General features: G+C 68.1%; 16 protein-coding genes. 11 read left to right on the top strand and 5 right to left on the bottom strand.

Translation table 11 applies throughout. The annotated features are described in order from the left end of the window. Positions 1–44: 44 nt before the first annotated feature. Positions 45–1658, bottom strand: a complete 1614-nt coding sequence (locus VK682_RS07920; RefSeq protein ID WP_230797409.1) for a BCCT family transporter — start codon at positions 1656–1658, stop codon at positions 45–47. A gap of 92 nt (positions 1659–1750) precedes the next feature. Continuing rightward, positions 1751–2767, bottom strand: a complete 1017-nt coding sequence (locus VK682_RS07915; RefSeq protein ID WP_324781634.1) for a LacI family DNA-binding transcriptional regulator — start codon at positions 2765–2767, stop codon at positions 1751–1753. Positions 2768–2926: 159 nt separating this feature from the next. Here VK682_RS07915 and VK682_RS07910 point away from each other — a divergent pair, with 159 nt between their 5' ends. From VK682_RS07910 to VK682_RS07895, 4 genes are read left to right on the top strand one after another with little or no spacing between them, the layout of a single operon-like run. After that, positions 2927–3907: a tripartite tricarboxylate transporter substrate binding protein gene (locus VK682_RS07910; RefSeq protein ID WP_089845965.1), complete on the top strand. Its 981-nt coding sequence runs from the start codon at positions 2927–2929 to the stop codon at positions 3905–3907. A gap of 12 nt (positions 3908–3919) precedes the next feature. Continuing rightward, a complete protein-coding gene (locus VK682_RS07905) occupies positions 3920–4375 on the top strand; it encodes a tripartite tricarboxylate transporter TctB family protein (RefSeq protein ID WP_089845963.1) in 456 nt (151 codons plus the stop codon). A 12-nt stretch (positions 4376–4387) separates the two neighbouring features. Further along, the gene (locus VK682_RS07900) at positions 4388–5908 is read left to right on the top strand and encodes a tripartite tricarboxylate transporter permease (protein ID WP_230797406.1); all 1521 of its coding nucleotides are present in this window, start codon (positions 4388–4390) and stop codon (positions 5906–5908) included. Then, positions 5905–6678 (top strand): HpcH/HpaI aldolase family protein, encoded by a 774-nt coding sequence (locus VK682_RS07895; RefSeq protein ID WP_089845960.1) that lies wholly within the window; start codon positions 5905–5907, stop codon positions 6676–6678. The genes VK682_RS07900 and VK682_RS07895 overlap by 4 nt, the downstream gene beginning before the upstream one ends. A 34-nt stretch (positions 6679–6712) precedes the next feature. Here the strand turns inward: VK682_RS07895 and VK682_RS07890 are convergent, their stop codons facing one another. After that, a complete protein-coding gene (locus VK682_RS07890) occupies positions 6713–7807 on the bottom strand; it encodes an N-acetylglucosamine-6-phosphate deacetylase (RefSeq protein ID WP_230797405.1) in 1095 nt (364 codons plus the stop codon). After that, positions 7801–8736 (bottom strand): ROK family protein, encoded by a 936-nt coding sequence (locus VK682_RS07885; protein ID WP_230797404.1) that lies wholly within the window; start codon positions 8734–8736, stop codon positions 7801–7803. The genes VK682_RS07890 and VK682_RS07885 overlap by 7 nt, the downstream gene beginning before the upstream one ends. A 135-nt stretch (positions 8737–8871) precedes the next feature. Between VK682_RS07885 and VK682_RS07880 the strand changes: the two genes are divergently transcribed. Then, a complete protein-coding gene (locus VK682_RS07880; protein ID WP_089845956.1) occupies positions 8872–9564 on the top strand; it encodes a GntR family transcriptional regulator in 693 nt (230 codons plus the stop codon). A 12-nt stretch (positions 9565–9576) separates the two neighbouring features. Here the strand turns inward: VK682_RS07880 and VK682_RS07875 are convergent, their stop codons facing one another. Continuing rightward, positions 9577–10887: an amidohydrolase family protein gene (locus tag VK682_RS07875; RefSeq protein ID WP_324781633.1), complete on the bottom strand. Its 1311-nt coding sequence runs from the start codon at positions 10885–10887 to the stop codon at positions 9577–9579. A 227-nt stretch (positions 10888–11114) separates the two neighbouring features. Here VK682_RS07875 and VK682_RS07870 point away from each other — a divergent pair, with 227 nt between their 5' ends. From VK682_RS07870 to VK682_RS07845, 6 genes are read left to right on the top strand one after another with little or no spacing between them, the layout of a single operon-like run. Beyond that, complete coding sequence (locus VK682_RS07870; protein WP_324781632.1) at positions 11115–12167, top strand: ABC transporter substrate-binding protein; 1053 nt, start codon at positions 11115–11117, stop codon at positions 12165–12167. 13 nt (positions 12168–12180) lie between these two features. After that, positions 12181–13257 (top strand): ABC transporter ATP-binding protein, encoded by a 1077-nt coding sequence (locus VK682_RS07865; RefSeq protein WP_089845950.1) that lies wholly within the window; start codon positions 12181–12183, stop codon positions 13255–13257. Beyond that, positions 13254–14084, top strand: coding sequence for an ABC transporter permease (locus tag VK682_RS07860; protein WP_324781631.1), 831 nt, complete (start codon positions 13254–13256; stop codon positions 14082–14084). Before VK682_RS07865 ends, VK682_RS07860 begins: the two co-directional genes overlap by 4 nt. Next, positions 14081–14881, top strand: coding sequence for an ABC transporter permease (locus VK682_RS07855; protein ID WP_089845947.1), 801 nt, complete (start codon positions 14081–14083; stop codon positions 14879–14881). Before VK682_RS07860 ends, VK682_RS07855 begins: the two co-directional genes overlap by 4 nt. A gap of 4 nt (positions 14882–14885) precedes the next feature. Then, positions 14886–15773: a polysaccharide deacetylase family protein gene (locus tag VK682_RS07850; protein ID WP_230797399.1), complete on the top strand. Its 888-nt coding sequence runs from the start codon at positions 14886–14888 to the stop codon at positions 15771–15773. Further along, positions 15770–17101: an amidase gene (locus tag VK682_RS07845; protein WP_324781630.1), complete on the top strand. Its 1332-nt coding sequence runs from the start codon at positions 15770–15772 to the stop codon at positions 17099–17101. Before VK682_RS07850 ends, VK682_RS07845 begins: the two co-directional genes overlap by 4 nt. Positions 17102–17105 lie beyond the last annotated feature (4 nt).

The raw sequence follows: 17105 nt of genomic DNA, 5'->3' as shown, positions 1-17105 counted from the left end.
GGCTTGCGGGGGCTGTCAGACCTTGCAGGGAAGATCAGGTCAGGTCAGTCGAAATCGCTCAATTCGGGGCGGGTGCCGATGCTGACATGGTCGATATCTTCCTGCGCAAACCCACGGATCAGCGAGGGAATCATCATGCAGACCAGCAGGAAGATCGGCAGGCCCACCACGGTGATCACCTGCTGCAGCGCGGTCAGGCCCGCATCGCCTGCCAGCACGATCAGCATGGCGGCGACCAGCCCTTCGGCGGCGCCCCAGAACACCCGCTGGTGCACCGGACCCGGCGTCGCCTTGCCGGTGCAGAGCATGTCCACCACCAGCGAGGCCGAATCCGACGAGGTGGCAAAGAAGATCGCCACGATGATGACGGCAAAGCCCTGCACAAAATCGGTCAGCGGGAAATGTTCGAAAAAGGCGAACATGGCCAGCGGCACGCTTTCGGCGACGGCGGCGCTGATCTCTCCGGCCTGATCGCCAAGCGCGGCGCGGGCGGCAAGGCCCAGCCCGTCAAACTCCATCGCCTGCCAGCCAAAGATCGAAAACCAGATCAGGGTGAACAGCGACGGCGCCAGCAGCACGCCGAACACGAATTCCCGGATGGTCCGCCCGCGCGAGATGCGCGCGACAAAGAGACCGATGAAGGGCGACCAAGTCACGGTCCATGCCCAGTAGAACACGGTCCACGACCCCTGCCAGCCCCAAGGCTCGTTGGACGGGTTTTCATCCGCCAGCATGTCGTTCCAGAAGGCCAGACGCGGCAGGTTCTCGAAATACAGGCCAAAGGTTTCCACGATGGCGCGCAGCAGGAACAGCGTGGATCCGGTGACCAGCACGAAGACCATCAGCGCCACGGCCATGCCGATGTTGAGATTGGACAGCAGCTTCACGCCCTTGTCGAGCCCGGCGGTGATCGACCCCACTGCCACCACGGTCAGCACGGCCAGAATGCCCACCTTCAGCCCGGTGCCATCGGTCCAGCCAAAGAGCGCCGACAGGCCCGCAGCGATCTGGCTCGACCCCAGCCCCAGCGACACGGCGACCCCGAACAGCGTGCCAAGGATCGACGCGATGTCGATGGCCTTGCCGATGGGGCCGTGGATGCCCTCGCGCAGCAGCGGATAGAAGACCGAACTGACCCGCACCGGCAGGTCATAGCGGTTGATAAAATAGGCAAAGGCCAGACCGGGCAGGGTGAAGATGGTCCAGGTGTGCAGGCCCAGATGGTAGATCGCGATGGACATGGCATCGCGCGCCGCCTCTTCGGTATAGGGCACCACGCCGGGCAGGGGCGGGTTGGCGAAATGGCTGATCGGTTCGGCCACGCCCCAGAACATCAGCACCGTGCCGATGCCGCCCGCAAACAGCATCGTGAACCATGACAGGTTGTTGTACTCCGGGCGGGATCCCTTGGGCCCCAGCCGGATATGCCCGTGGCGCGACATGGCCGCCCAGATCAGGAAGCCCAGCCAGACATTGACGCCAAGGATGAAGAACCAGCCCAGATTGGTAACGATCCACGACCGGCCCGCCGCAAAAGCATCTCCGATCGGGTTGGGAAACAGCACCAGCGCAAGGACGAATACGACCGTAAAGCCTGCGGATACAAAGAAAATGGTCGGATCGGTCTTTAGGCCGAGGCGGTGCGCGAGTTTTTCCAAAATAGCTGTCCTGATCTGAATAAAAAGCTTGCGGTTCCGCTTCACAACGCCGTGATCTTGGCGAAGGTTCCCCTGCGTGACGTAACGTCGGCTCAGGCGCGCGGGGCGGGCCCCACGGTGGCGCGGCGGATCAGCCGGGGGGCCAGCACGGTGACGCCGGGCCGGGGCGGCTCCAGCAGCGAGCGGGCGGCGGAGCGCCCGATCCCCGCCTTGTCGACCATCACCGTGGTCAGGCCGGGGGCGGTGAAGGCGGCCTCGTCCATGTCATCGCAGCCCACCAGCGACACGTCGATTCCCGGACGCAGCCCCAGTTCGCGCAACGTCGCCAGCGCGCCAAAGGCGATAAGGTCGCTGAAGCACAGCAGCGCCGTGGGCGGCTCCGGCCCGCGCAGCAGTTCCAGCGCGGCGCTGCGGCCAAAGGCGCGGGAGGTGGGGCCGTGGCGGATCTGCGGCGGGGGCAGGCCCGCTTCGTTCAGCCGGGCAAGACAGCCCGCAAGCCGCCCCTGCGCGGTGGAGGTGGCCTGTCCGCCGCCCAGCCAGCCGATGCGGCGGTGGCCTTCGTCCAGCACGCAGCCCGCCGCCAGCCGTCCGGTCAGGGGATCGTCATTGACGAATTGCGTCAGCGACGCCGCCGCGATCCGCCGCGAAAACACCGCCGTCGGCACCACCGGCGCCGTGCCGTCGCCTGCGGGCAGCAGCATGTCCAGATCGGCGACGCCCGTGCCCTGCACCGGGCAAAGGATGATGCCACTGACGCCATGTTCCAGCGCGGTTTTCAGGAACTGCCGCTGCAGCTCGGCGCTTTCGCGGGCCACGCCCAGAAACACCGCGCGGTCCTGACTGTGCAGCTCTTCCTCGATCTGCACCAGAAATTCGTTGAACACCGGGTTGGACAGGTCGTTGATGCAGACCGCCACCAGACGGCTTTCCGCCCGGCGCAGGTCGGCGGCGGCGCGGTTGTAGATATAGCCCAGCCGGGCCGCGGTCTGGCGCACCTTCTCGGTGGTGTTTTCCGGAATGCGCGGATGGCCCCGCAGCGCCAGCGACACCGAGGAGACCGACAGCTGAAGCTCTTGGGCGATGTCGCGCAGCGTTGTTCGCTTGGGCATGTGGCGTCTGACGAACCTGTGAGGCTGGGGTGAGGTGAGACAAGAAAAACCGGTGTCACGCGGCGAGTCAACCGATTGACTAGTCTGGTATACCATGTTTCAAGATGGGTCCATGCTGCGACTTCGGTTCCAAAGCAGCACGTCTTGGGAGGACGATTCATGAAAAAGACCGTGCAGGTGGCCGCGCTGGCCACGACTCTTGCCGTATCGGGCACCGCTCTTCTGGCGCAGGACAGCTGCGACTGGAAACCTGAACGCGCCGTGACCTATGTCGTTCCGTGGGGCGCGGGCGGTGGCACCGATGCCAACAGCCGCATGATGGCCACCCTGCTGGAGCAGGCGTGGGGCGTGCCGTTCAACGTGGTGAACCGCACCGGCGGCAACGGCGTGACCGGCCATTCGGCAATCTCGCGCGCAGAGCCCGATGGCTACACCGTGGGCGCCGTGACCGTGGAAATCAACACGATGCACTGGGTTGGTCTGACCGACATGACTTGGGAAGACATCACGCCGATCGCGCTGATCGACATCGTGCCCGCGTCGGTTCTGGTGGGCAAGGACAGCCCCTTCACCAGCGTGACCGAGCTTCTGGACCATGCCCGCGCCAATCCGGGTGACCTGACCGCCTCCGGCACCTCGCTGGGCGGCATCTGGCATCTGGCCCTTGCCGGCATGCTGAACGCCGAAGGCATGGCGCCCGACGCCATCCGCTGGATCCCGTCGCAGGGTGCAGCGCCCGCGCTGCAGGAACTGGTTGCCGGTGGTGTCGACGTGGCCTCGCCCGCGCTCTCCGAAGGCAAGACGCTGGTGGAAAGCGGCGAAGTCCGCGCGCTGGCCTATATGCATGACGCGCCGATGTCGGCTCTGCCCGACGTGCCGCTGACCGCCGAGGCGCTGGACAGCGGCTGGACGCTGGCGGCCTATATCTCGGTCTCCGGCCCGGACGAGATGCCCGAGAACATCGTCTGCTCCTACGAGAAAGCCATTGCCGAAGTGGTGGCCTCTGACGAATGGGCGGAATTCAAGGCCAGCCGTGGCGCCGAAGTGGTGGACATGGGTGCCGCCGATCTGGCCGCCTACATGGAACAGCAGGACGCCGCCCTTGGCGAAGTGATCCAAGCTGTCGGCCTTGCGAAGTAAGCGGGCAAACGGATGACTCTGGTCAGAGACATCGTGACGGGGACGGCGCTTGTCGTCCTCGGCATCGCCATGATCGTGGTGGCGGCGGGCTTTCCGCAGATCGGCGCGGTGACCTTCGGTCCCGACCTGTTTCCGCGCATCATCGCGGGCGGGCTGATCCTGTCCGGTCTGGGCGTGCTTCTTGAAGCGTGGCGCGGCATCGCGCCCGAATCGGAGGCGTCCAGCTTCGCATGGCTGCCTGCGCTGATCCTCTGCGCGGTGGTGGCGGGCTTTGCGGTCCTGCTGCCGGTCCTCGGCTTTCATGTCGCGACGGCACTGGCGCTGCTGGTGGTGGTCCGCGTCTTCGGTGGCAGCTGGCTGACCTGCGCCAGCGTCGCGATCCTCGCGCCGATCGTGCTGCATTACATCTTCTACAGCGTGCTCCGCGTGCCGCTGCCATGGGGGCTGCTGTCCCCTGTCGCCTGGTAAGGAGGCCGCCACTTGGACGTTCTCGCCATTTTCACCGCCGTGATGGAGCCGCACCTGCTGCTGACGGTGCTGCTCTGCACGCTTTACGGCGCCTTCGTGGGCTCCATGCCGGGTCTGACCGCCACCATGGCGGTGGCGCTGCTGGTGCCCTTCACCTATTTCATGGGTCCGGCACAGGCCGTGGCCGCCATCGTGGCCACCACCACCACCGCGATCTTCGCGGGCGACATTTCCGGCGCGCTGCTGAAGATGCCGGGCACGCCCGCCTCCGCCGCCTATGTCGAGGACAGCTACATCCTGTCCATGAACGGCAAGCCGCGCACCACGCTCTTCACCTCGCTGATCGCGGGGGTGCTGGGCGGCATCATCGGCGTCATCATCCTTGCCTTCGCCACGCCGCAGCTGGCGCGGCTGTCGGCGAGCTTTTCCAGCGACGAGGCCTTCTGGCTCGCCACGCTCGGGCTCAGCTGTGCGGTCTTCGTGGGCGGCGCCTCGGTGGCGCGCAACTTCGCCTCGCTGTTCATCGGGCTGGCCATTGCCACCGTGGGCATCGACGTGGCGGTGGGCCATCCGCGCTACACCTTCGGGCTCGAGGATCTGTATGACGGGGTCAGCTTCATCCCCGCCATGATCGGGCTTTTCGCCCTGTCCGAACTGCTGCGCAACGCGGGCAGCGGCGAAGAGACACGGCTGGGCCGGATCAGCATCGAGCCGCTGTTTACCGGCCTGCGCGACGCATGGCGCGAGATCTGGCACCGCAAGCTGGCGGTGCTGCGGTCGGGCGTGGGCGGCACGGTGATCGGCGCGCTGCCCGGCGCGGGCGCGGATGTGGCGGCATGGATCGCCTATGCCCTGTCGCGGCGGTTCTCCAAGACCCCCGAGAAGTTCGGCAAGGGCCATATCGAGGGCATCGTGGACGGCGGTGCCGCCAACAATGCCGCAGTGGCCGGGGCATGGACGCCCGCGCTGGTCTTCGGCATTCCCGGCGACAGCGTCACCGCGATCGCCATCGGCGTGCTGCTGATGAAGGGGCTGACCCCCGGGCCGGACATCTTCACCACCGATGCCACGCTGGTCTACACCATCTTCGGCGCCTTCCTTGTCGCCAACGTGCTGATGCTGCTGACCGGCGGTCTGGCCGTCGCGGTGGCCACGCATATCCTGCGCATCCCACGCGCGGTGCTGATGCCGCTGGTGCTGATGCTGTCGATGATCGGCGCCTATGCGATCATGGGCTCCACCATGGCGATCTGGATCGTGCTGGTGCTGGGGTTGCTGGGCTTTGCCATGGCATGGGCGCAGATTCCGCTCGCCCCCGCCATTCTGGGCATCGTGCTTGGCAAGGTGGTGGAAAGCAACTTCATGGTCTCCATGATGAAGGCACAGGGCAACCTGATGGGCTTTTTCGAACGTGACGCCGCCGCCGTGCTGGGGGTTGTCACACTCATTGTCTGGGGCCTGCTTCTGGTCCGGGCCGCACTGGAAATCATCGGGCGGCACAACACTCTGTCTGCGAAGGATGCAAAGAAATGACTGGCAAGAACACGCTCAAGGCGCGTCTGAAGGCGGGTGAGACCGTCGCCGCCGCATGGCTTGAGCTGGGCTCCCCCGAGGTGGCGGAACTGCTCGTGCATGCGGGCTGGGACGTGATCGTGATCGACTGCGAACACGGCGCCGCCGGGCTGGAAGAGGGTCTGGGCCTGATCCGCGCCGTCGAGGCCGCAGGCGGTCAGGCCGTGGTGCGCGTGCCCGATCCCTCCGAGGCGACGCTGAAGCGCGCGCTGGACCGGGGTGCGCGGTCGATCATGGTGCCCATGGTCACCTCCGCCGCCATGGCGCGCGACATCGCCAGCTTCTGCCTGTATTCGCCGCGCGGGCGCCGGGGCTATGCCGCGCCCATCGTGCGCGCCTCTGCCTATGGGTCGGTCACGACCTATGCCAAGGACGCCCACGAAGAACTGCTGCTGATGGCGCAGATCGAACATATCGACACGGTCAAGGACGTGGCGGAAATCGCGGGCATCGAAGGCATCGACATGGCCTTTGTCGGCCCCAACGATTTTGCCGCCTCCATGGGTCATATCGAAAACCTGACCGAACCGTCGGTGCGCGCCAAGATCCTCGAAGTCGAGGCGACCGCCCGCGACAAGGGCCTGATGCTGGGCACGATCGAAGGGGCGGGCCGCTCCTATGCCGATCTGCGCGATGCGGGTTACAACTTCATCGTTGGACCCAATGACATCAGCCTGCTGGCCGGTGCCGCGCGCAAGGCGCGCAAGGACGCGACCGAGCTTCTGGCCTAAGGCCTGCGCCCCGTCCGGCATCGTCCGGGCGGGGTCACTCCAGCGGCAGCCGCTCCAGCGCCGCATCCAGCGCCAGCACCTCCGCCAGCGGCTGGCCCTCGCGCAGACCGGGGCGCGGCAGGCCCATCACGTCGCGCGGCACCAGTGCCGCCATGGCGTAGGCCTCGGACAGCGGCACCCCGACATGCGTCACCATGTTGCGCAGGCTGGTCACCAGATCCACATGCGCCCCGGCCAGCGCCCCCGCCGCATTGACCAGTGCGCCGTCGCGCAGGCGGATGATTTCGCCGTAAAGCTCGAACTGGTCCGGCCCGCCAATCGTCGCCATCGCGTCGGATACCAGAAACATCCGGTCCGGCAGCGGGCGGGCGCGGAGCGCCAGCGCCACCATCTCCCATGAGACATGATGCCCGTCGGCGATGATCCCGGCATAGGCGTCGGAATTGATCGCGGCCCCCAGAATGCCCGGCGCGCGAGAGGTCATGGGCGGCATGGCATTATACAGATGGGTGAAACAACTCATCCCCGCTGCCAGCGCCGCGCGGGTCTGCTCGGCCGTGGCCGCGCTGTGCCCGCCCGACACCACGGCGCCCATGGCCGCCAGTTCGCGCACCGCCTCCGGTCCCGCGATTTCGGGCGCCAGCGTCACCATGACCGGGATGCCCTGCGCGCGCAGATCGCGCACCACGGCGCGGGTCGTCTCCGACAGCGGGCCCATGGGATCCGCGCTGTGGGTGCCGCGCCGGTCGGGGTTCAGATGCGGCCCTTCCAGATGCAGGCCCAGAAAGCCGGGCAGACCCCATGCGCGTGCCGCCGCCCTGCCAGCGCGGCGCATCCGCTCCGGCTCGCAGGTGATGAGCGTGGGCATCACCCAGCCGGTGCCGCGCGCGCGCTGCGTGGCAACGATATGGGCGATGGCCTCGGGCGTGGGATCGGAATTGAGCATCACGCCGCCGCTGCCATTCACCTGCAGATCGCTCAGCGCCGGGCCGATCAGCGCGGCGTGCCGGTCCGGGATCTCGCCGGGGGCAAGCGGGCGCAGAGCGCGCAGGTGGTCGCCCGCCGTCTCCACCCCAAGGCCGCGTTCAAAGCGGTCGCCGGTCCAGACCAGATCCGCCGCGATCAGCATGGCGCCAGATCCCGCGCGTGGATCGCGGCCCCCCGTGCGCCGGAGGCATCGCCGAAGACCGCCAGCGCCAGCCGGGGCAGGGGCAGCGGCCCCAGCCGCAGCGGGGCCAGCGCCGCGCCCAGCCGGTCCAGCAGCCCCGGCAGGCGGGTCAGCCCGCCGCCCAGCACGATCACCTGCGGATCCTGCGCCAGATGCAGGGTCAGCAGCAGTTCCGCTGCCAGATCGGCCCAAAGCGCCAGCACCGCCTCCGCCGCCGGGTCATGCGCTGCGCGCCGCGCCAGATCCTCGGGCGGGACCGCCACGCCCAGCCGGTGCTCTGCCAGCCGGGCCAGCCCCGGACCGGAGAGCAGCGTTTCAAAACAGCCGCTGCGCCCGCAGCCACAGGCCAGCAGCGGCAGCGCATCCCCCAGCCGGGCGGGCCAGCCCAGATGCCCCACCTCCAGCGCCGCCAGCTGGATCTGCGGCAGCGCGCGGCCCAGCACCGCCAGCCCCGCGCCGATGCCGGTGCCCATGATCAGCCCCGCGACCCGCTCCGCGCCATCGCCCGCCCCGCCGCGCGCCTCTGACAGGGCAAAGGCCTGCGCATCGTTGAGCAGCGGCAGCGCACGGCCCAGCCTCTGGCGCAGCGCGCCGGGCAGGTCATGGCCCCCGACGGGCAGGTTCGCGGCAAAGGCGGGGCCGCCGCCCGTATCGATCACGCCGGGCAGGCCCATGCCCACCGGCAGCGCCGCCCCTTGCCCCGATGCGGCCTCCAGCCAGTGCAGCTGGTCCGCCACCGCCTCCAGCAGCGCGTCCAGCCCGCCGGTGGGGGTGGGAATGCGCCGGGTGTCCAGCAGGTCGAGGCCGGGCGAAAACAGCCGCGCCTCGATCTTGGTGCCGCCAAGGTCAAGGCCACCGCAGGGCAGGTCGGAACGGGGGGCGGGGGGCATGGCATCTCCTGACGGCGGCTCTGGCCCCTTGCTGCGCCAAAACCGGGGGGCAGCGCAAGGCGCGCAGTGCTTGCATCCGGGGCGGGCTTGGGCAAGATGGAATGCCATATCCCGTTTTGACAGGACCAAGTTCCGGTGCAGCCGCTTCTTTCCCCTCCCGGCCCGTCCGACAGCCTGACCGCCATCGCGCAATGGGTGGCAGAGGTGCTGCGCGACCGCATCGTGAAGGGCGATTACCCCCCTGGCGCGCGGCTGGTGGAACGGCGGATCTCGGCAGAGCTGGACCTGTCGCGGACCCCGGTGCGCGAGGCGCTGAAGCTGCTGCATCAGGACGGGCTGATCGAGATTTCGCGCAACAAGGGCGCGCAGGTGCTGCAGTTCGGCGCCGACGAGGCGCTGGCGCTGTTCGAGGTCATCGCCGCGCTGGAAAGCCTTGCGGCAGAGCGGCTGGCGCAGACGATCACGCCCGCACAGCTGGACCGGCTGGAGGATCTGCACGCGCAGATGCTGACCTTTCACAAGATCGGCAATCACACCGATTATTTCGACACCAATTCCGAGATCCACGATTTCGTGGTGATGGAATGCGGCAATCCCATCATCAGCGACACGCATCGGCGGCTGATCGCGCGGGCGCGGCGCGGGCGGTTTCTGGCCATCATGCGCCCCGACCGGCTGGCGCAGGCGGTGGCCGAACACGAGGCGCTGATGGAGGCGCTGCGCCGCCGCGACGGGGCGGCGGCGGCAGAGATCTGGCGCCAGCATCTGCGCCATACCGGGCAGACGCTGGCCGAGGTGCTGGCGGCGGGAGAGGTGCCCGCCGCCTGACCCTGCGGGCCCTCAGCCCCGGGCGCGGCGCCACAGGCCTTCGGCGACATGCTGCGCCTCGGCCACCACGGCGCTGGCCTCGACACGGGTGGGGCGGCGGTCGCGCACCAGCCAGTCGCCTGCCACCATCACGTCGGTGACATTGGCGGCATTGCCCGAATGCACCACGATGCCGGGGCCGTCGATCACCGGGCGCAGGTTGGCGGCCAGCGGGTCAAGCAGGATCAGATCCGCCGGATCGCCCACGCGCAGCCGCCCGGTGGCACCATGGCCGCGCAGCGCCTCGGCGCCGCCCGCCGTGGCCCAGCGGAACACCTGCGCCGCGTCCAGATCGAAACACAGTCCCGCCCGCAGCCGGGCCGAGGCCAGCGCCATGCGCATCGCCTCGAACATGTCGGCGGATTTGGTATCGGTGCAGAGCGTGATGCGCGCCCCCGCCTCGGCCAGCGCCTTGATCGGGGCGGCGGCGCCAAAGCTGGCATTGCCGATGGGCGCATGGGCCACCACCGCGCCCGCAGCCCCGAACCGCGCCACGTCGCTGTCGGTCATGAAGATGCAGTGCGCGGCGATCAGGTCCGGCGTCAGCAGACCCAGATCATCCAGAAATTCGGTCGGGGTCATGCCTTCGCGCGCCCGGATCTGGTCCACCTCCATCTGTGACTGGCTCAGATGGGTGTGCACCTGCGTGTCGCTGGCCGTGGCCAGATCGCGCATCTGCGCAAACATCTCGCGCGAGCAGCTGTCGGGGGCGTGCGGGGCAAGGATGGTGCTGATCCGCGCATGACCCGCCCATTTGTCGCGCAGCGCCAGCGCCGCCCCCAGCGTCGCCTCGCCCAAGGCGTCATCGCGGGCGAAGCGGCCTTCGGCGAGTGCGGCGCTGTCCATGTCCATGACCCGGCCCCCCACCTGCGCGCGCAGGCCGAATTCCGCTGCGGCCTGTGCCAGCGCCTCGGGGCAGCGGTAGTAATCCACGATGGTGGTGGCCCCCGCGCAGAGCATTTCCATCACGCCCAGCCGGGCCAGCGCCAGCGTCTCCTCGTCCGACAGCCAGTGCCCCTGCGGCACGCCGGGGGTATAGGCGGGGGCAAAGCTGATATCCTCGATCATGCCGCGCACGATCATCAGCGGCGAATGGTTGTGGCTGTTCACGAAGCCCGGCAGGCACAGCGCGCCCTGCGCGTCGATCACCGGCACGCCCGGGGCAGGGGGCAGATCCGGCCCGATCCGCGCGATGCGGCCCTGCGTGTCCGTCACCAGATCGACGCCGCGTGTCATCCCCGAGTCGGGATCCAGCAGAGTGATGTTTCGCAAATGGGATGCCATTTTCTTTTCCTTCTGGTCAGAGCCTGTGCAGCAGCCAGAACGGGCTGCCTAAATTGTGGACAGACTGCATATTTATAGCGGTTTTGATCGGAGGATCAGGTGCAGCGTGGCGAGGCATTTCCCATAAGTCAAATGGCATTCCATTTTAAGCCCGGCAGCAGAACCGGACCTTTCGCGGGTGCGTGCACCCTGACACCGCCTCCTGACCCGACAGAGAAGGACCAACCATGACCCTGATTTCCCGCAACGGCCTGACCCGCCGTTCGCTTCTGAAAACCTCTGCCCTTGCCGCCGCCGGAACCTTGGCCACGCCCGCCCTGCTGCGCGCGCAGTCCAGCGAACTGGTGGTGGGCTGCGCCGGCTCGCATACCGCATGGATGGAGGCGCTGGTGGTGCCCCACATGAAAAAGACCCTCGGTGCGGACATCCTGTTCGAAGGCACCAAATCCTCGGTCAACCTCGAGAAGATGGCCTCGAACCGCGACAATCCCTATCTCTCCGTGGTGCAGATGGACGACCCGGTGATGATTCAGGCGGTCGAAGAGGATCTGCTGGCCCCCATCACCGCCGAGGCCGTGCCCAACATGACCGACCTGCGCCCGGATGCGGTGCATATGGACGGCATGTGGTGCAACTACCTCCAGCCTTGGGCGGGCATCGCCTATAACACCGACCTGACCGAAGGCGTGCCGTCTTGGCAGGCGCTCTGGTCCCCCGAGGCGCAGGGCCGCATCATTATCCCGTCGCTGCAGAACACCGAAGGCATGTGGACGCTGTTCATGGCGGCGATGCTGGGATCGGGCAAACCCTTTGCCGAGGCGCAGTATGAAATCGATGCAGCCTTCGCCAAGCTGGAAGAGCTGAAGCCCAATCTGCTGTCGGTCTATTCCACCATGAGCCAGGCCTTCAACCTGCTGGAGCAGGGCGAGATTTCGATGCTGTCGGGCAGTTTCTCGTCCTACGCGCTGCCGCGCAAGGCCGAAGGCGTGCCGGTGGATCTGTCCGCCCCGCAGGAGGGGATCTTTGCCATGCCGTCGGGCATCTGTCTGGTCAAGGGCGGGCCGAATTCCGAGCTTGCCGCCGGTTACGTGAACGAGATGCTGGGGGCGGAGCTGCAGGCGGCGATCGCCGATTTCGCCACCTCGGTTCCCGCCAACACCACGGTGACCGCAGGCGCGGTGATTCCGGACGGCGTGCAGATCTACAGCCCCGACTGGGCCTTCGTGTCGCAGAACCGCCGCGAATGGATCGACCGTTTCGACAAGCTGATGGCGATCTGATCCTATGACGGACATGACCCCCATCTCTCCCGCCGACCGCCACTATCTTGACGTCTGGGGCGTGGCGAAATCCTTCAAGGGCACCCGGGTCATGTCCGGCATGAACTTCCGGGTGGACCGGGGGGAGCTTGTGTCGCTCCTTGGTCCCTCGGGCTGCGGCAAGACCACGCTGCTGCGCATCATCGCCGGTCTGATGGAGGCCGATGACGGATCGGTGGTGCTGGGCGGGCGCGACATCACGCGCCAGCCCGCGCACCGGCGCAACATCTCTGTGGTGTTCCAGAGTTACGCGCTGTTCCCGCATCTGACCGTGGCCGAAAACGTGGCCTTTGGCCTGCGGGCGCGCGGCACCGCCAAATCCGCCACCGCTGCCCCCGTGGCCGAGGCGTTGCGGCTGGTGCGGATGAGCGATTTTGCCGACCGCCCAATCGCGGCGCTGTCGGGCGGGCAGCAGCAGCGGGTGGCCGTCGCCCGCGCGCTGGTGGTGGGCCCCGATCTGCTGCTGCTGGACGAGCCGTTTTCCGCGCTGGACCGCAAGCTGCGCGAAACCATGCAGGTGGAGCTGAAATCGCTGCTGCGCGACCGGGGCATCACCGCCATCTTCGTCACCCACGATCAGGAAGAGGCGATGGGGGTTTCCGACCGCATCGCGGTGATGAACGCGGGCCGCATCGAACAGTTCGCCGATCCCTCCACGCTTTATGCCCGGCCTGCCTCGCCCTTCGTGATGGATTTTGTCGGCCTGTCCACCCGGCTTGCCGCCCGCGTCACCGCGCGCGACGGCGATCTGCTGAGCCTTGAGACAGCGCTTGGCCCGGTGCGGGCGCCGGGCGATCTGGCCCCGGGCAGCGCCGCGCTGCTGGCGGTGCGGCCAGAGCTTGTGGCGCTGGGGCAGGGGGAAAATACCCTGTCGGTCACGCTGGAGGATGTGATGGTGCTGGGGTCCAAGACCATGCTGCATGGCCGCGCCCCCGAAGGGGACCGCATCCTGTGCGAACTGCCCGGCATCCGCACCGGGCTGGCGCGCGGCGAAACGGTCAGCCTTGGCTGGGCGGTGGCGGACACGCTGGTCTATGGGGTGGATCCATGACGTCCCGCGTCGACCGCATAGCACTGCTGGCAGTGCCGGGGCTGGCCTATCTGGCGGTGGTCTATGCCCTGCCGCTGCTTCTGCTGCTGGCCAAATCCGTGCGCACCCCGGACGGGCTGTCGCTGGCCGAATATGGCGCGTTTTTTGCCGATGACTACAACATGGGGGTGCTGGCGCGGACGCTGCGCGTTGCCGCGCTGACCACGCTGCTGGCGCTGCTGATCGCCTATCCCACCGCTTTCGCCATGGCGCGCGCGCGCGGGCCGTGGCTGACCGTGTTCCTTGTGGCCATGGTGCTGCCCATGTCGCTGGGCGTGGTGGTCAAGGCCTTTGCATGGTCCATCCTGTTCCGCGCCAACGGCTTTCTGAACACCGCGCTGCAGGGGCTGGGGATCATCACCGAACCGATGCGGATGCTGTTTACCGAAACCGCGCTGGTGGTCGGGGCGGCCAACGTGTTCCTGCCCTTCATGGTGCTGCCGATCTATGCCGTGGTGCGCCAGATGGATTCCCGCCTGCCCGAGGCCGCGGCCTCGCTTGGCGCCTCGCCGTGGTTCCGGTTTTTCCATGTCACGCTGCCGCTGACCCTGCCGGGCGTGGTGGCGGGATCGGCCTTCACCTTTTCCATGGCGATCTCGATGTATGTCATCCCCTCGCTGATCGTGGGGGAACGCCAGCAGACGCTGTCCATGCTGATCGCCCGGTCGTTCCTGTATCTGCGCAACGAGCCCTTGGGCTCCACCATCTCCGCCGTGCTGCTGGCCATCGCCATCCTTGTGGTCGTGTCCTCCAGCGTGCTGGCCCGCAGGCTGGGAGCCCGCCAATGACCCAGACCGACCGCATCTTCCGCAGCCTCAGCTGGATCATCGGCATCGGCTGCGTCATCTTCCTGATGCTGCCCATCGTCATCACGGTGCTGGCCTCCTTCACCTCCTCGCCGGTCTATACGCTGCCGCCGCCGGAATGGTCGCTGCGCTGGTATGCCTCGCTGGACCGCCGGTCCGGGCTCTGGGATGCGGTGGTGCTGTCGCTGAACCTTGCGACCCTGTCCACCGCCATCTCGCTGGTGCTGGGCACGCTGGCCTGCATCGCCGTGACGCGGGGCAATTTCCGGGGGCGCGAGGCCATCGCCACCTTCGCCGTCTCGCCGCTGATGATGCCGGGGCTGGTGGTGGGCGTGGCGCTGCTGCAGTTCTTCCGCGAGATCGGGCTGCGCGACGCCTATCTGTCGCTGCTGCTGGGCCATATCGTCATCACGCTGCCTTTTGTGATGCGCACGCTGCTGGCCTCTATGGCGGCCTTCGATTTCTCGCTGATCGACGCGGCGCGCACGCTGGGGCTGAGCTATCCGCGCGCCATCCTGCAGGTGCTGGTGCCCAATCTGGCCCCGGCCTACCTGACCTCGGGGCTGTTCGCCTTTCTCGCCTCGATGGACAATTACCCGATCTCGATCTTCCTGACCGATGCGCGCAACAAGACGCTGCCGATCAAGATGCTGCAATATCTTGAGGAACAGCCGGATCCGTCGCTGGCGGCCATGTCTTCGGGGCTGATCCTGCTGGCGGTCATCGTGCTGGTCTTCGGCGCGCGCACCGTGGGCCTCAACCGCATGATCCAGGGGTAAGCCGATGAGCGACCGACGCGATTTTCGGGGCTGGTCCGGGGCCGAACCCGCGCCCTGCTGGCCCGATGGCGCCCGGCTTGCCGTGTCCTTCGTGGTCAATGTCGAAGAGGGGGCGGAGCTGTCCATCGGCGATGGCGACGCGCGCAACGAAGCCACCTACGAAATCCGCGAGGAGGTGGAGCATGTGCCCGATCCCTGCATGGAAAGCCATTTCGCCTATGGCCCCCGGCAGGGTTATGCCCGCATCGTCCGCGCGCTGGAAGCCAGCGGCGCCCGCGCGACCTTTTCCACCTGCGGGCGGGTGGCCGAACGCGCGCCGTGGCTGCTGCAGGACATCGTGGCGCGCGGGCATGAAGTGTCCTGTCACGGCTGGCGGTGGGAACGTCACGCCCATATGGACCCGCAGACCGAGGCCGAGGTGATCGCCCGCACCCATGCCGCGCTGACCCGGGCCTGCGGCGTGGCCCCCGTGGGCTGGCACACCCGCTCTGCCGCGTCGGTCAACACCCGCGCGCTGCTGAAGGCGCATGGCGGCTTCCGCTATGACAGCGATGCCTATGACGATGACATCCCGCGCATGGAGGGGGATCACGTCATCCTGCCCTATGCGTTCGATACCAACGACATGCGCTTTTCGCCCGGCGGCGGGTTCGTGCAGGCGCGGGATTTTTCCGACTATGTCATCGGGGCCTTCGACCGGCTCTGGGCCGAAGGGGCCACCGCCGCGCGGATGCTGTCGGTGGGGCTGCATCTGCGGATCATCGGGCGGCCCGGCCGCATCGCCGGGCTGGAGACGGTGCTGGCCCATATCGCCGCGCGCCCCGGCGTCTGGATCGCGCCCCGGCGCGAGATCGCGGCCCGCTGGGCCGAAATGAGGGGGACCAAGGCATGAGCGTGATGGATCTGAGCGCCCGCGCGCTGGCCGCCGAGGTGCGGGCGGGGCGTGTCACCCCGGCGCAGGTGGCGGAGGCGGCGCTGGCCCGCGTGGCCGACCGTAACCCGGCGCTGAACGCCCTGACCCTGACCAACCCGCATCTGCAGGCCGAGGCGGCAGAGGTCGCGGTGCGGCTGGCGCGGGGGGATGCGCTGCCGCTGGCGGGCGTGCCTGTGGTCATCAAGGACAATATCTGGGTCAAGGGCCTGCGCATCACCCAAGGCTCGCATCTCTTCGCGGAATTTGTGGCCCCCGAAGACGCGCGCGCCGTGGCCCTGCTGCGGCAGGCAGGGGCGCTGATCCTTGGCATCGGAACCTGTTCGGAATTTGCCTGCAAGGGCGCCACGCATACGCCGCTTTACGGCATCACCCGCAACCCGTGGGATCTGTCGCGCACCCCCGGCGGCTCGTCGGGGGGCTGCGTGGCAGCGGTGGCGGCGGGCATGGCGTCTTTGGCCCTTGGCACCGATGCGGGCGGATCCTCGCGCCGTCCGCCCGCGCATACCGGGCTGGTGGGGCTGAAGCCGTCGCAGGATCTGGTCCCCTACGGCCCGGGCTTTGACGAGCCGGTGGCGGGCATTTCGGTGATCGCCCCCATCGCGCGGGACGTGGCGGATGTGCGGCTGGCCATGGCGGTGCTGGCGGGGGTGCCCGACGTGGCGCCGCAGGTCACCGCACTCGCCGTCAGCCGGGATTTCGGGCTGGGCCAGCGGCTGGATCCGGACATGGCGCGCGCCTATGATCGCAGCCTCGCGGCCTTGCAGCGCGCGGGCTATGAGCTGACCGAGGCCGCGCCCGACTGGCAGGGGCTTGACGGCGCCGCCGTGATGCCGCTGCAGTTTGCGGGGCTGGCGCGGCTTTTTGGCGCCGAATGGCAGCGCGATCCCGGCCGGTTCGACCCCGATCTGGGCGCGCAGATCACCCTTGGCCTGTCGCTGAGCCCGCAGCAGGTGACGCAGGCGCGGCAGGCCAGCGCGCGGATGGCGGAAATCCTTGGCGCCTTTCTGGACCGCCACCCGCTCTGGCTGACCCCCACCACCCCTTGCGCCGCATGGCCGGTGGGCCAGCTTGCCCCTGCCACCATTGCCGGGCTGCCCTGCGGGCCGCGCGACCACGCCGCCTTTACCTCGCAGGCCAATCACGCGGGCTGTCCCGCGCTGTCGCTGCCCTGCGGCACCACGACCGACGGGCTGCCCTTGGGGATGCAGCTTTGGGCGGCGCGGGGCCGTGATGCGGCGCTGCTGGCCGCTGCCGACCGTCTTGCCCCTCTGCTGACCCGCCTGTGAAAGT

This window comes from Salipiger marinus, from assembly GCF_035481585.1.
Taxonomy (GTDB): Bacteria; Pseudomonadota; Alphaproteobacteria; order Rhodobacterales; family Rhodobacteraceae; genus Salipiger; species Salipiger marinus.
The sequence above is the reverse complement of the archived record's forward strand: the minus strand, read 5'-3'. Positions and strand labels throughout refer to the sequence as shown.

What these genes read in the sequence shown, in the direction of transcription:
- VK682_RS07885 (WP_230797404.1), bottom strand. Translation starts at nt 8,736, where the DNA reads ATGCCCCCCGCCCCCCGTTCCGACCTGCCCTGCGGTGGCCTTGACCTT.
- VK682_RS07855 (WP_089845947.1), top strand. Translation starts at nt 14,081, where the DNA reads ATGACCCAGACCGACCGCATCTTCCGCAGCCTCAGCTGGATCATCGGC.
- VK682_RS07875 (WP_324781633.1), bottom strand. Translation starts at nt 10,887, where the DNA reads ATGGCATCCCATTTGCGAAACATCACTCTGCTGGATCCCGACTCGGGG.
- VK682_RS07915 (WP_324781634.1), bottom strand. Translation starts at nt 2,767, where the DNA reads ATGCCCAAGCGAACAACGCTGCGCGACATCGCCCAAGAGCTTCAGCTG.
- VK682_RS07870 (WP_324781632.1), top strand. Translation starts at nt 11,115, where the DNA reads ATGACCCTGATTTCCCGCAACGGCCTGACCCGCCGTTCGCTTCTGAAA.
- VK682_RS07860 (WP_324781631.1), top strand. Translation starts at nt 13,254, where the DNA reads ATGACGTCCCGCGTCGACCGCATAGCACTGCTGGCAGTGCCGGGGCTG.
- VK682_RS07910 (WP_089845965.1), top strand. Translation starts at nt 2,927, where the DNA reads ATGAAAAAGACCGTGCAGGTGGCCGCGCTGGCCACGACTCTTGCCGTA.
- VK682_RS07895 (WP_089845960.1), top strand. Translation starts at nt 5,905, where the DNA reads ATGACTGGCAAGAACACGCTCAAGGCGCGTCTGAAGGCGGGTGAGACC.
- VK682_RS07890 (WP_230797405.1), bottom strand. Translation starts at nt 7,807, where the DNA reads ATGCTGATCGCGGCGGATCTGGTCTGGACCGGCGACCGCTTTGAACGC.
- VK682_RS07845 (WP_324781630.1), top strand. Translation starts at nt 15,770, where the DNA reads ATGAGCGTGATGGATCTGAGCGCCCGCGCGCTGGCCGCCGAGGTGCGG.
- VK682_RS07905 (WP_089845963.1), top strand. Translation starts at nt 3,920, where the DNA reads ATGACTCTGGTCAGAGACATCGTGACGGGGACGGCGCTTGTCGTCCTC.
- VK682_RS07865 (WP_089845950.1), top strand. Translation starts at nt 12,181, where the DNA reads ATGACCCCCATCTCTCCCGCCGACCGCCACTATCTTGACGTCTGGGGC.
- VK682_RS07850 (WP_230797399.1), top strand. Translation starts at nt 14,886, where the DNA reads ATGAGCGACCGACGCGATTTTCGGGGCTGGTCCGGGGCCGAACCCGCG.